This is a genomic window from Kitasatospora sp. NPDC093806 (genome assembly GCF_040683335.1).
Taxonomy (GTDB): Bacteria; Actinomycetota; Actinomycetes; order Streptomycetales; family Streptomycetaceae; genus Kitasatospora.
The window spans coordinates 1-13,042 of record NZ_JBFBDO010000090.1 but is presented as its reverse complement, the minus strand read 5'-3'; the positions used below and the strand labels follow the sequence as shown (position 1 = coordinate 13,042).

Genomic DNA, 13,042 nt, shown 5'->3' with positions numbered 1-13,042 from the left:
GCCCGGGGGCGGCTCAGCCGGGGCCGGGAGCGGTGGTCGTGGCGACGGACGGCGGGGCCGCGGACGCCGCGAGCTCGGAGGGGCTGACCCCCGCCCGGCGGGCCACCGCGACGGCGGCCAGGGTGGAGTGCACGCCGAGCTTCCCGAGGACGTTCTGCATGTGCGTGCGGACGGTGTGCGGCGACAGGTAGAGCCGCTCGGCGACCGCCTGCCGGCCGAGTCCGGCGACCATGCAGCGCAGGATCTGCTTCTCCCGCGGGGTGAGCGTGTCGACCAGGCGCTCGCTCTCGGTCCGGTCCCGGCGGGCGGTGGTGAGCTCGCGGATCACCCCGGTGAGCAGCGCGGGCGGCAGATGGGTCTCGTCCCGCAGCACGCCGCGGATCACCGCGAGCAGCCGGGCCAGTGAACTCTCCTTCGCCACCCAGCCGGTGGCGCCCGCGTGCAGGGCGCGGGCGGCCCGGTGCGGGTCGTCGGCGGTGGCCAGCACGATCGCCCGTAAGCCGGGGTGGTGGCGGCGCAGCCGCGCCAGCAGCGTGATGCCGTCGGGGACCGGGGCGGCCGCCGTCGCGGGGGCCGCCGGGGGCGGTTCCGGCGGGTACGGGCCGGCCGGGTGGGTGGCCTGGCGGGGGGCGGTCGGATGCCGTCCGGTCGGCGGACCCGCCGCACCGGGCGGGCCGGCCGGCTGGCCACCCGGTCCCGCGGGCGGTCCGGAGGAGCGGCGCGGCGAGGGCACCGAAGGCGGCACGGCCGGGCGTCGGCGCAGCGCGTCGGGCGGATCGGCCCCCGGCTGGCGGGGTTTGCGGACGGCGGACCCGGCCTCGGTCACCCCGAGGTCGGCGTCGACCAGGACCACGTCGAACACCCTGCCCTCGGTGGCGGCCCGCTCCAGCGCGCGCTCCGCGGCGGCCGCGCTGCCCGCCGCGCCGACCTCGACGTCGGGCTCGGCGGCGAGCGCCGCGGCCAGCGCCTCGGCGAAGATCCGGTGGTCGTCGACCACCAGGACGCGGATCCGCCCCATCGTCACTTCCCCCCTGCTCAGCGCCGGACCGCGACCGGGTCGGCGCCCAGGTCCTGCCGCCGCCGGCCGGGCGCTCCGGCGCCGTCCGCCTCCCGGGGTGCCCGGAAGGGTCGAGGCACCGACCCCCACCGGTACCGGAATCAGCGTACGGGGTGGGCGCCGACCCGGTGGGGGTTTGGTGAAGTTTCGTCAGGAGGGGCGGGATGGGCCCGACTTGGCGCCCCCGACCCGCGCCGGGGGCGGGTCCGGGAACGCCGGAGCGCCGCCCCCGACCGCGCGGGGACGGCGCTCCGTCCGGTTGCCGGCCCTGCTACAGGCCGTTCTTTCTACAGGCCGTTCTTCTCCAGGGTGAACTTCCAGGCGTCGGCGACGATGTCGTCCAGGTTCGGACGGCGCGGCGTCCAGCCCAGCGTCTGGTGGGCGCGCTCGGCGGAGGCCACCAGCACCGCCGGGTCGCCGGCCCGGCGGCCCTCGGTGCGCACCGGGATCTCCCGGCCGGTGACCCGCTTGACCGACTCGATGACCTCGCGGACCGAGAAGCCGCTGCCGTTGCCCAGGTTGCAGATCAGGTGCTCGCCCGGCTTGGCGGCGTCCAGCGCCAGCAGGTGCGCGTCGGCCAGGTCCGCGACGTGGATGTAGTCACGGATGCAGGTGCCGTCCGGGGTCGGGTAGTCGTCCCCGTAGACCGCGATGTGCGGGCGCTGGCCGAGGGCGGCCTGGAACACCAGCGGGATCAGGTGCGACTCCGGGTCGTGCCGCTCGCCGTAGGCGCCGTACGCGCCCGCCACGTTGAAGTAGCGCAGCGAGACGGCGGCCAGGCCGTGGGCGACGGCCTCACTGGTGATCAGGTGGTCGACGGCCAGCTTGGTGGCGCCGTAGGTGTTGGTCGGCGCGGTCCGGGCGGTCTCGGCGATCGGCACGGACTCCGGCTCGCCGTAGGTGGCGGCGGTCGAGGAGAAGACCAGCTTGCGCACGCCCGCGGCGCGCATCGCGCTGATCAGCTCCAGCGAGCCGGCCACGTTGTTGCGCCAGTACTTCTCCGGGTCCGCGACCGACTCGCCGACCTGCGAGGAGGCGGCGAAGTGCAGCACGCCGTCGAAGGAGCCGTCCAGCACCTTCCCGGCCTCCTGGATCCGGCCCTCGACGAACTCGGCACCGGCCGGCACGCCCTCGCGGAAACCGGTCGAGAGGTCGTCCAGGACGGTCACCTGGTGTCCCGCCTCCAGCAGGTGGGCGGCGACCACACTGCCGACATAGCCGGCGCCACCCGTGACCAGGTACTTACTCATGATGCGACCTCCAGCGGGCGATGGTCCGCCGCTGTCGGCGGGCCATCGGGGACGTACGTACGACTGCGGCCTATTCTCCCTGCCCGCCGGGGGTGCTCAGGACCATCGGAACGGCCTTGCCACGCCCGGTTCGTCCCGGTTCCGCACGTCCGTACGACCCTCGTCCACCGGCCCGTCACCGGGCGCCGCCGCCTTCCCCCTTCTTCGCCCGGCCCGCGCTCCCCGGGCGCCGCCGGTCAGCCCCGCGCCATCCGCTCCAGCAGCCCGGTGCGCGCCGCCACCGCGGCCGCCTCCAGCCGGGTCCGCGCGCCGAGCTTCATCAGCACCCGCTGGACGTGCGTCCGGGCCGTGCTCGCCGCGATCCGCATCCCCGCCGCGATCGCCGCGGTGTCCTCGCCGTCCGCGATCCGCGCCAGCACCTGGACCTCCCGCCGGGTCAGCAGCCGCAGCAGGCGCACCGCCTCGTCGTCCGGCTCGACCGCCGGTCTCAGCAACTGGTCGAACGCGCCCCGCAGCACCTCCACCGCCACCGCCGCCTCACCGGCCCGGGCCCGCGCGATGGCCCGCTCGACCACCTCGATCCGCTCGTCGCTCGGCACGTACCCGGCCGCCCCCGACGCGAACGCCCCCGCCACGCCCCGCAGTTCGCCCACCGGTCCGAGCACGATCACCGCCACCTCGGGCCGCTCCCGGCGGATCCGCCGCAACCCGTCGAACGCCCCCGGTTCGGCCGGCGCCGCCACCCCCAGCAGGCACACCTCCGGCCGCCGCCCCGCCACCAGGTCCGCCGCCGCGGCGGCCGGCGAACCCACCGCGAGCACCCGGTGGCCGCGCAACTGCAGCGCGGTGGCCAGCGCCTCGGCCAGCAAGCGGTGGTCGTCGACCACGACGAGGCGAACACCCATGAGACCCCTCCAGGTCGGCGCCCGGCCCGCAGCCCCGCCCGGCTGGGGCAGGCGGCCGATGACGCACCATCACAGCGCATTCCGTACCCGACCTGCCAGACCGTCTCACCGGGGCGGAGCCGACCGGGCCCGACCGGACCGGACCTGGCCGGAGACACGAAAAAGGACCTCCGCCAGATGGCGGAGGTCCTTGACCGAGCCCCCATGCGGAATCGAACCGCAGACCTTCTCCTTACCATGGAGACGCTCTACCGACTGAGCTATAGGGGCCTGTTCCTCGTTCTCACTCCCTCGCTTCCGGCTTCTCGCCTTCCGCTCGTTCGCTCGAACAAGGAAGACATTACACGGCCGGGGGCCGGAAAGGGAAATCGGCTCCGGCCGCCACCCGACCGCCCCGGCCCGCCGTCGCACCCACCGCCGCCAGGTCCGTTCCGCTGGTCTCCGGCAGCAGCCGCAGACAGAGCAGCGCCACCACCCCCCAGCCCGCCAGGTACCAGCCGACCGGCTCCGCCGTCCCGTACGCCTCGGTCAGCCGGGTCGCGATCAACGGCGTCGTCGCCCCGCCCACCACCCCGCCCAGGTTGTACGTCAACGCCGCCCCCGTGTAGCGCACCCGGGTCGGGAACAGCTCCGGCAGGAACGCCGCCAACGGCCCCAGCAGACACCCCAGCACCACCATCGCCCCCGCCAGCGCCAGGAACATCAGCCCCCGCCGCTCCGTCTCCAGCAGCGGGAACAGCACCAGCCCCCACCCCACCGCCAGCGCCGTCGCCCCCTGCAACGTCCGCCGCCGCCCCCACCCGTCACTGCGCCGCGCGCTCAGCCACACCGTCCCGGCCTTCCCCACCGCGCCCACCAGCAGCATCTCCAGCACCAGCGTGCTCGGCACCCCCAGCCCGGTGGTCGCGTAGGCCAGCGCGTACGTGGTGGTCAGGTAGAACAGCGCGTACCCCACCGTGATCGAGCCGCACCCCAGCAGCACCGTCCGCCAGTGCCCGCGCAGCACCTCCACCACCGGCGCCCGCTCCGGCCGCGCCTCCTCCCTGTCCCTACCCTCCCGGAACAGCGGCGTCTCCTCCAGCCGCAACCGCACGAACAGCCCCACCGCCACCAGCAACAGCGACGCCAGGAACGGCACCCGCCAGCCCCACGACCGGAACGCCGCCTCGTCCAGGCCGAGTTGCAGCGCCAGGAACACCCCGTTCGCCAGCATGAACCCCGTCGTCGGCCCCAACTGCAGATACGCCCCGTACCGCCCCCGCCGCCCGGCCGGCGCGTTCTCCGCCACCAGCAGCGCCGCGCCACCCCACTCCCCGCCCAGCCCCACCCCCTGGCAGACCCGCAGCACCACCAACGCCACCGGCGCCCACCACCCCCACACCGCGAACCCCGGCAACACCCCCACCGCCGCCGTCGACACCCCCATCAACAGCAACGACACCACCAACGTGGTCTTCCGCCCCAACCGGTCACCGAAGTGCCCGAACGCCACCGCCCCCAACGGCCGTGCCAGGAACGCCACCGCGTACACCGAGAACGCCGCCAACAGCGCCCCCACCGTGCCCAGTTCCGGAAAGAACACCCCACCGAAGACGAGCGCCGCCGCCGTCCCGTAGATGAAGAAGTCGTAGAACTCGATCGCCGTACCGATCAGCGCCGCCGCCGCGGCCCGCCGCATCTGCCCCGTCGCACCCATACCCCCACCATGGCGAGCCCCTCACCCCCGCGACAGCGCCCACCCGAGTGACACCAGCGCCCCACCGGCCCCCTCACGCCCCCCGCCGCCGCCACACAACAACCCCCACCCCACCCACCAACACCAGCCCCAGGACCACCCCGGCCACCACCAGCCCGACACCCCCACCCCCGGAGCCCTCAGGGGCCTCGGCCTGCGGCACCACCGTCGGCGCACCACTCACACTCGACGCCGGACTCGACGCCGGACTCGACGCCGGACTCGACGACGCACTAGGCACGGCCGCCGGGCTCGCCGAAACGGACGGGACCGCCGTGGGCGACGTCTCCGCGACCGGGATCGGCGGCACATCCGCCGGACCGGGATCCCCGGGCTCCGTCAGAGCGACCCGCGGCCGCACCGCGCCGTACCCGGCGTCGTCCGTCCGAGCCGATCCATCCGTCGGCTTGCCGGCCGTGTTGATGAGCACCCGCAGGATCTGATTGGCGGTCCAGTCCGGATGCACCGACCACACCAACGCCGCCGAAGCCGACACCAGCGCCGCCGAGTCCGACGTGCCGTGGCTCTTGCAGTAGCCGGTCGCGCCGGTGCAGGACTCGATCATGTCCATACCGGGTGCGACAAGGGTGACCTGCGGCCCGCGCTGCGACTCGGCCGTCACCGTGCCGTTCCGGTCGGCAGCCCCGACACCGACGACATTGGGCAGCGCGCCCGGATACTCGACCTGGTTTCCCGACTGACCCGAGTTTCCGACACTGGAGACCACGAGGGAGCCCTTGGCGCGAGCGCGAGCGAAGGACGCGTTCAGCTTGGCCACGACATCAGCGGACGCCCTGGACGCGGCGATCCCCTGCGAGACGTTGATCACCCTGGCTCCCTGGTCGACCGCGTAGTCGACGGCCTGCCCGATCTGGCCCAGGAACTCCTCCGCGACCATCGGCTTCTCGGAGCCATTGGCGATCTTGAGCGGGAGGATCCGCACACCGGGTGCCAGGCCATAGGCTCCCTTGCCGCCGTCGCCCTTCCCCGTTCCGGCGATGAGGCTGGCCATCTGGGTGCCGTGCCCCTCGGCGTAGCTCCCGACTCCACCAGGGCTTCCGCTGAAGTCCTTGCCCGGCAGGAACTGCCCCACCAGGTCCGGATGATCCAGCTTGAACCCGCTGTCGATCACCGCAACCGTGACGCCCTGCCCCTTGGTGGTCTTCCACATGTCCGACGCATGCATGGCGTCCAGGTGCCACTGATCCTCGCGAATCGGACCAGCCGCGACCGCCGGCACCACGATCGGCCCGACGACGACGCCTGCTGCCAGGATCGCTGCAGCAAACACCCGACGACGCACTCCCGCATTCGTCCGACGCATCACAACTCCTCGTCAATTCCCCGTCATTCGAGAGCAAGGCCCACACAGGTCTGCCCGGCCACCGGGTGGACCCAGTGGCCGGGCAGTCGCTCCCGTGCTACTCAATCACGCCCGGGTTGCTCTTCGGAGTACCGCTGGTCCAGGTCTCCTCGTCCTCGTGCAGATAGTCGGCCCGCCTGCCGCGCTCACGCTCACGCCGCTCGGCTCCGCCGCCCATCATGCCCGGGCCCATCATGCCGTTCTGGCCCGGTCGTGCCCCGGCCTCGGCGGCCGCCGCACCCGCGGCGGCGGCCCGGTTGCGCAGGCCGCTCCCGCCGGGAGTGAACTCCCCACCGGCCACCGGACCCTTCGCCCCACCGACGACACCGCCGCCGGTCGAGCTGAACCCCCGGCCACGCGAGCCGACCGTTCCGCCGCCGCCACCACCTCCGTGGCCGCCCATGCCCGGGTTGATCCCGCCGGCGCCGCCGAAGCCACCGCCCACGGCACCGCCCGCGCCGGACCGGCCCTGGGCCTCACGCGCCCCGAAGACCGGGCCGCCACCGGTCGGCCCCGGACCGGCGCTCTTCGCCGGCTGGCCGCCGCCCCCGAAAGTGCCGGCCCGGTTCAGCGGAACCGAACCCTCGCCGCCACCCCTCAACGGCAAGGACCCGCCGGCGAGCGGACCCGTCCCACCGAACGGAATCGGCCCGCCACCGAGGAAGGGACCGGATCCACCCCCCGGAGTGCCCGGAACCCCGGGACCACCCCCCGGGGTGTACGGCACCGGACCGCCGCCGTTCGGACCCACCGGAACCGTCTGACCGGGCAGGGTCGGCACCGTCGGCAGACTGTCGAGCCCGGTACCGGGCCGGTCCACGGGGTGCGTCGGCAACGGAGTCACCGACCCCGACCCACCCGGATCGTGCGGCGCCGGCACCGAACCGCCACGCGACGGGTACTGCGCACCACCCCCCGACGAGCCCGGCCCCTGCGGCCCCACCCCCGAAGGCCTGGGCACCACCGAACCACCACCGCCGCCGGAACCACCACCGGCCGGGCGGGTGCTCCCGCCGCCACCGCTGTAGCTGCCGCCACTGCGCGGGCTCCGGGGGACGCCACCGACGCCGCCTACGTAGCCATCGCCCTTCGAGTAGTCCGACGAACCGTCTCGGCTACCGGACTCCGGCGTCCCCGGCAGCGCCACGGTGCCGAGGGCGTTCAGCGTCGTGGTGGCCGCGTCGTACGCCTGCCCCAGCTTCTCCATCTGGTGGATGGCTTCCTGGTGCGCCAGGTACACCCGGTGGGCCGCGGCCTGTGCGTCCGCCTCGGAGATCCAGTTGGAGTTGTAGTTCCGCTTCATGATCGAGTCGATGTTGGCGGTGCTCCCGCCATCGATCGTCAGATTGGCCCTGGTGAGCGCCATCGGGTTGGGGGCGCCCTGCATCTTGCGCCCGTTGACCGTCTTGACGTCGTCGTTCGGCACCTCGGGCACGGCCGCCTTCGCGGTGCTCAGCGCCTCCCCCGCCTGGTGCATGGCGTCCCCGGCGGACTTGGAGTAGTCGCCGAGCAGAGCGGCGGACTGATGCAGATTCCCGGCCCAGGTCTTGAAGCTCTCAGCGGCCGGCCCCTCCCAGCTGATCTGGGCGACGTGTGCCTTCAGCGCCACGCTGAGGTCCTTCAGGATGCGCCCCGCGGCCTGCAGCTGCGTACCCCGGCTCAGCACCGTGGACGGGTCGCTTCCCTTGACCATGTTCCTGAGCCCGGTGTGGTCGACACCTTCGAAGTTCGTTCCGCCTGCCACTACTTACTCCCCGTCTCCCCGTGGGCTTCTCCCCGGCCCGCCATCAGTAGTTGACATTGGTCGGCTTCGGCGCCGGGCCGTCCGGGCCCGCTGCCGGAGTGGCGACGCCCGCGTTCTTCGCGATCGCGTTCTGGTCGGCGGTGGTGTGGTCCTCGTTGCCCGCGTAGTTGCCCGCCGTCTGGGCGACCGCGTTCTTCATCGCCTCGATCTGGGACATGAAGTCCTTGTGCAGCTTGACGAGCTGGGTGTGGACATTGCCGTACGCCGCGGTCAGCGCCGTCGCCTCCGAGAACTCCGCGCTGGCGAAGCTCCCACCGGTCAGCTTCTGCTCTTGGAGCTTGTACGGCGCCGCGGCCGAGCCCTCCATCGCGGCCAGCAGGGCCTCGATCTTCTTCGCGAAGGCGGTGAGCGTGTCCAGCTCCACCTTGACGTCCTGCTTGCCGAAGGCGGACACCAGGCCGGACGCGCTGAAGTTCGCCTGCGCATAGCTGATCGTGCGGCCGATCCACGTGTCGTTGAGTGAATACGGATTCACCTCACCGGCCACGTCCGGCCTGGGCTCCGTGCGCGGCGGGACCTCACCTGGCACAGCAATTCACCTCTCCCCCGTACGCCGTGATTCCGGGGAAGCCCGGGTCATCACGGCACAAACACGCCGTCAACTTCTCGGTCGTACCGTTCTGGTCGGCACACCCGCCCCTCGGGACGGACGTCGCCTCGGTCATCGTAGCCACCGCCTCCGTCGGACCGGCAGGGCCCATGGGCCGCCTGTACGCGATCGGTACGAACTTGACACGTGCCGCTCGCCGCCCCGCCCCGCCCCGCCCCGGGGGTGATCGTGGCCGGGGCTAGACTGGCCGGGTCCGGCGGTGCCGGATGTGATGTCATCTGCCGCGCAACGTCGCACAGCAGCGACCCCGGCCGCCCGGCCGCTCCTCCGCCGGCGGGTGCGGCCCCGGTGCGGATCGGACGGCCCCGCGTGACCGCCAACCTTCCTGCTGACGGCGCCCCTTGGTGGGCCCGGGCCGTGCGGCCGGCGCGGCCGCCGTTGCCGGTCGCGCTGATGGTGCGGGCCGCGCTGGGCATGGCGGTGCCGTTGGCCGTCGGGCTGGTCGCGCACCGGGTGGACCTGGGGGTGTTCGCGGGACTCGGCGCGATGCACGCCACCATGAACGACCGGGTGGAGCCGGCCCGGCTGCGCGCCGTGCGGATCGCGGCCGCGGTGTCGGCCTCCGCGCTGGGCATGCTGATCGGCACGGCCCTCCAGCACTTCGAACAGGTCCGGCACCTCCCGAACCCGTCCGTGACGATCGCCCTCGCCCTCGCGCTGACCGTCACCGCCTTCGTCTCCGGCGCGCTGAGCGCGACCGGGCCGCGCGGTTCGGCGGCGGGTCTGCTGCTGCTCGTCTCGGCGGCGCTGGGCAGCGGCATGCCGCTGCCGCGGCCGTGGTGGGCGGCGGCGCCGATGCTGCTGGCGGGTGCCGGGGTCGTGGTGGTGCTGGGGCTGCCGCTGCGCGGCTGGCGGCCGCGGGGCGGCGGTCGCCGCGCGGATCCGCGGGTGCGCGCGCTCGCCGCCGTGTACGACGCGCTGGGACGGATGCTCGCCGATCTGGGGACGCCCGGGGGCGCGGAGTCCCGTCAGGTGCTGACGGCCCGGCTCAACCAGCTGCAGGACCAGCTCCCGACGACGCGTCCGACGACCCGTCCGACGACGCGCCCGACCGGGGTGGACGCGATGTACGAGGCGGCCCTGGCGGCGACCGAGGCGGCCACCGGACTGCTGTGGGCCTGGCGGCCGGTGCCGCCGGAGGTCGCCGCGGTGCCCGGCCGGCTGGCCCGGGCGGTGGAGCGCGGCGGCGGCGAGGTGCCGGTGCCGGAGTGGGCGCCGGACACGCCGTCCCGGCTGGCCCTGGACGCGGCGCTGCGGGCGGCGGCGGAGACGGTGGCGGGCCGGGAGGCGGTGCTGGGTACGGCGCCCGCACCGCCGCCGGACCCGTGGCGGCTGCGGGTACGGCTGGTGTCGCCGGGGGCGGCGCGGTACGGGCTGCGGCTCGCGCTGTGCATCGCGGTGGGTGCGGCGGTGACCGCCGCGGTGCCGCTCAGCAAGGGCTACTGGGTGCCGATGACGATCGCGTTCGTGCTGAAGCCGGATCTGGGGTCGGTGTTCCTGCGGGCGGTGAGCCGTTCGGTGGGGACGGTGCTGGGGGTGGCGGTGACGGCGGCGGTGCTGCCGGCGGCGGCCGCCGCGGGCGGACCGTGGGCGCTGGTGGCGCTCGCCGGGCTGTGCGTGGCCCTGCTGCCGTACGCGACGGCGGCGCACTACGGGCTGAACACGGTGGTGATGACGCCGATGGCGCTGGTGCTGCTGCAGCTGGGCGGGCAGAGCGGCGCGGCCGAGTTCTGGCCGCGGGTGCTGGACACCGCGCTGGCCAGTGCGGTCGTGCTGCTGTTCGGCTGCCTGCTCTGGCCGGACCGGCCGCGGCACCGGATCGAACCGCGCCTGGTGACCGCGACGACCGCGCTGCGGGCCTACCTGGCCTCGGTCACCCGCCCCGCCGCCCCGCACCAGCAGCCCGAGCCGCACGACCCCCACGGCCCGCAGGCCGAGGTGTGGCTGCGCCGGACCGCCTACCGGGCGCTGGCGGATGCCCGGGCGGCGGTGGAGCAGGGGCTCGCCGAGCCGCCGCCCACCGGCCGGCTGGCCGTCGAGTGGCTGCCGGCGACGGCCGCGCTGGAGCGGCTGAGCGGCGCGGTGGCGGCGTTCGCGGCGCAGCGCCGGTACGGCGGCCGGGTGCCGGACGGGGTGGAGGTGGAGCGGGTGCGGCGGGCCTTGGACGAGCTGACGGCGGCGGCCCGCGCCCACCGTCCGCCGACCGGGGTGGCGGCGCGGCCGACCCGGCCGCACGACCCGACGCGCAGTGCGCTGGGCCGTGCGGCGGACGAGCTGGACACGCTCCTCGCCAAGAACACCGGCTAGGACCGCCTAGACCTGCTCGGCCAGCTCCAGCCAGCTCAGCTCCAGCTCCTCCTTCTCCTCCCGGACCGCCCGCAGCTGGCTGTCCAGCTCGGCGACCTTGGAGAAGTCGGCGGCGTGCTCGGCGAGCTGGGTGTGCAGCTTGGACTCCTTGTCGTCCAGCTTGGCGATCTGCCGCTCCAGCTTCTGCATCTCCTTCTTCGCCGCCCGCGCGTCGCCGGCCGACAGCCCGGACGCCGTGGCGGAGGCGGCGGCCGGGGCCGGGTTGGCGGCGGCGGCCGAGGCGGCGGCCGCGGCGGCCATCCGGGCCCGCCGCTCCAGGTACTCGTCGACGCCGTTGGGCAGCATCCGCATCCGCTGGTCGCCGAGCAGCGCGAACGTCGTGTCGGTGGTGCGCTCGATGAAGAAGCGGTCGTGGCTGATGACGATCATCGAGCCGGGCCAGCCGTCGAGCAGGTCCTCCAGCTGGTTGAGCGTCTCGATGTCGAGGTCGTTGGTGGGCTCGTCGAGGAAGAGCACGTTGGGCTCGTCCATCAGCAGCCGGAGCAGCTGGAGCCGGCGGCGCTCACCGCCGGAGAGGTCGCCGACCGGGGTCCACTGCTTGTCCTTGCCGAAGCCGAACTGCTCGCAGAGCTGGCCGGCGCTCATCTCGCGGCCCTTGCCGAGGTCGACCCGGGAGCGGACCTGCTCGACGGCCTGGAGCACCCGGGTGGCCGGGTCGAGTTCGGCGACCTCCTGGGAGAGGTAGGCCAGCCGCACGGTCTTGCCGACCTTGACGACGCCGGACGCGGGCTGGACGTCGCCCTCGGAGGTGTAGGCGTCGCGCAGGGCGCGCAGCAGCGAGGTCTTGCCGGCGCCGTTGACGCCGAGCAGGCCGATCCGGTCGCCGGGGCCGAGCTGCCAGGTGACGTTCTCCAGCAGCAGCTTCGGTCCGGCCTTGACGGTGACGCCCTCGAGGTCGAAGACGGTCCGGCCGAGCCGCGCGTTGGCGAACTTCATCAGCTCGCTCTTGTCGCGGGGCTCCGGCACGTCGGCGATCAGCGCGTTGGCAGCCTCGATCCGGTAGCGCGGCTTGGAGGTGCGGGCGGGGGCGCCGCGGCGCAGCCAGGCGAGCTCCTTGCGGGCGAGGTTCTGGCGCTTCTGCTCCTCGGTGGCCTCGATCCGGGTGCGCTCGGCGCGCGCGAAGACGTAGTCGGAGTAGCCGCCCTCGTACTCGTGGACGGTGCCGTGCTGGACGTCCCACATGCGGGTGCAGACCTGGTCGAGGAACCAGCGGTCGTGGGTGACGCAGACGAGGGCGGAGCGGCGGGCCTGGAGGTGCTGGGCGAGCCAGGCGATGCCCTCGACGTCGAGGTGGTTGGTGGGCTCGTCAAGGACGATCAGGTCGGGCGAGCCGAGCAGCAGCTTGGCGAGCGCGATCCGGCGGCGCTCGCCACCGGAGAGCGGGCCGATGACGGTGTCCAGGCCGTCGGGGAAGCCGGGCAGGTCGAGGCCGCCGAAGAGGCCCTCGATGATGTCGCGGATGCGGGCGTCGCCGAGCCACTCGTGGTCGGCCCGGTCGGCGATGACCTCGTGCCGGATGGTGGCGGTGGGGTCCAGCGAGTCGTGCTGGGTGAGGACGGCCATCTGCAGGCCGCCGGAGTGGGTGATCCGGCCGCCGTCGGGCTCCTCCAGCTTGGCGAGCATCCGGATCAGGGTGGTCTTGCCGTCCCCGTTGCGCCCGACGACGCCGATCCGGTCGCCCTCGCTGACGCCGAGGCTGACCCCGTCCAGAAGGGCCCGGGTGCCGTAGACCTTCGTGACGGACTCGATGGTGGCGAGGTTGACGGCCACGTGTGCTGCGCTCCAGGGTTCGACGGATTCGGGGCTCGGGCGGAGCCTCGATCCTCCCCAGCCTAGTGGCCCGGCCGACGGCGCATCCCCCGAGCGATCCCGCGCCCGACCCGCGCCCGACCCGCGCCCGACCCGCGCCCGACCCGCGCCCGACCCGCGCCCGACCCGCGCCGGGCCCGCG

At 74.2% G+C, this 13,042-nt stretch carries 9 protein-coding genes and 1 tRNA gene; 1 reads left to right on the top strand and 9 read right to left on the bottom strand.

The features are described from left to right. Positions 1–13 precede the first annotated feature (13 nt). The 8 genes from AB0N76_RS30435 to AB0N76_RS30400 all read right to left on the bottom strand — a co-directional run bounded on the left by AB0N76_RS30435 (position 14) and on the right by AB0N76_RS30400 (position 8,589). Positions 14–1,018, bottom strand: coding sequence for a response regulator transcription factor (locus tag AB0N76_RS30435; protein WP_363562573.1), 1,005 nt, complete (start codon positions 1,016–1,018; stop codon positions 14–16). A gap of 326 nt (positions 1,019–1,344) precedes the next feature. Then, complete coding sequence (galE, locus tag AB0N76_RS30430; RefSeq protein ID WP_363562571.1) at positions 1,345–2,307, bottom strand: UDP-glucose 4-epimerase GalE; 963 nt, start codon at positions 2,305–2,307, stop codon at positions 1,345–1,347. Between the two features lie 236 nt (positions 2,308–2,543). Further along, positions 2,544–3,212 (bottom strand): LuxR C-terminal-related transcriptional regulator, encoded by a 669-nt coding sequence (locus tag AB0N76_RS30425; RefSeq protein ID WP_363562569.1) that lies wholly within the window; start codon positions 3,210–3,212, stop codon positions 2,544–2,546. Between the two features lie 197 nt (positions 3,213–3,409). Continuing rightward, positions 3,410–3,482 (bottom strand) — tRNA-Thr (locus tag AB0N76_RS30420). 70 nt (positions 3,483–3,552) lie between these two features. After that, positions 3,553–4,908 (bottom strand): MFS transporter, encoded by a 1,356-nt coding sequence (locus AB0N76_RS30415; RefSeq protein ID WP_363562567.1) that lies wholly within the window; start codon positions 4,906–4,908, stop codon positions 3,553–3,555. A gap of 73 nt (positions 4,909–4,981) precedes the next feature. After that, positions 4,982–6,238 carry a S8 family serine peptidase gene (locus tag AB0N76_RS30410; RefSeq protein ID WP_363562565.1) on the bottom strand — a complete coding sequence of 419 codons (1,257 nt, stop codon included), beginning with the start codon at positions 6,236–6,238 and terminating at the stop codon, positions 4,982–4,984. A 130-nt stretch (positions 6,239–6,368) separates the two neighbouring features. Continuing rightward, positions 6,369–8,054, bottom strand: a complete 1,686-nt coding sequence (locus AB0N76_RS30405) for a hypothetical protein (protein WP_363562563.1) — start codon at positions 8,052–8,054, stop codon at positions 6,369–6,371. A 43-nt stretch (positions 8,055–8,097) separates the two neighbouring features. Further along, positions 8,098–8,589, bottom strand: coding sequence for a hypothetical protein (locus AB0N76_RS30400; protein WP_363562561.1), 492 nt, complete (start codon positions 8,587–8,589; stop codon positions 8,098–8,100). Positions 8,590–9,033: 444 nt separating this feature from the next. Between AB0N76_RS30400 and AB0N76_RS30395 the strand changes: the two genes are divergently transcribed. Beyond that, positions 9,034–11,031 (top strand): FUSC family protein, encoded by a 1,998-nt coding sequence (locus tag AB0N76_RS30395; protein ID WP_363562559.1) that lies wholly within the window; start codon positions 9,034–9,036, stop codon positions 11,029–11,031. Positions 11,032–11,037: 6 nt separating this feature from the next. On the opposite strand, the gene AB0N76_RS30390 is transcribed toward AB0N76_RS30395, so the two are convergent. After that, positions 11,038–12,861, bottom strand: a complete 1,824-nt coding sequence (locus AB0N76_RS30390) for an ABC-F family ATP-binding cassette domain-containing protein (RefSeq protein WP_363562557.1) — start codon at positions 12,859–12,861, stop codon at positions 11,038–11,040. Positions 12,862–13,042: the final 181 nt, after the last annotated feature.

What these genes read in the sequence shown, in the direction of transcription:
- AB0N76_RS30435 (WP_363562573.1), bottom strand. Translation starts at nt 1,018, where the DNA reads ATGGGGCGGATCCGCGTCCTGGTGGTCGACGACCACCGGATCTTCGCC.
- galE (WP_363562571.1), bottom strand. Translation starts at nt 2,307, where the DNA reads ATGAGTAAGTACCTGGTCACGGGTGGCGCCGGCTATGTCGGCAGTGTG.
- AB0N76_RS30425 (WP_363562569.1), bottom strand. Translation starts at nt 3,212, where the DNA reads ATGGGTGTTCGCCTCGTCGTGGTCGACGACCACCGCTTGCTGGCCGAG.
- AB0N76_RS30415 (WP_363562567.1), bottom strand. Translation starts at nt 4,908, where the DNA reads ATGGGTGCGACGGGGCAGATGCGGCGGGCCGCGGCGGCGGCGCTGATC.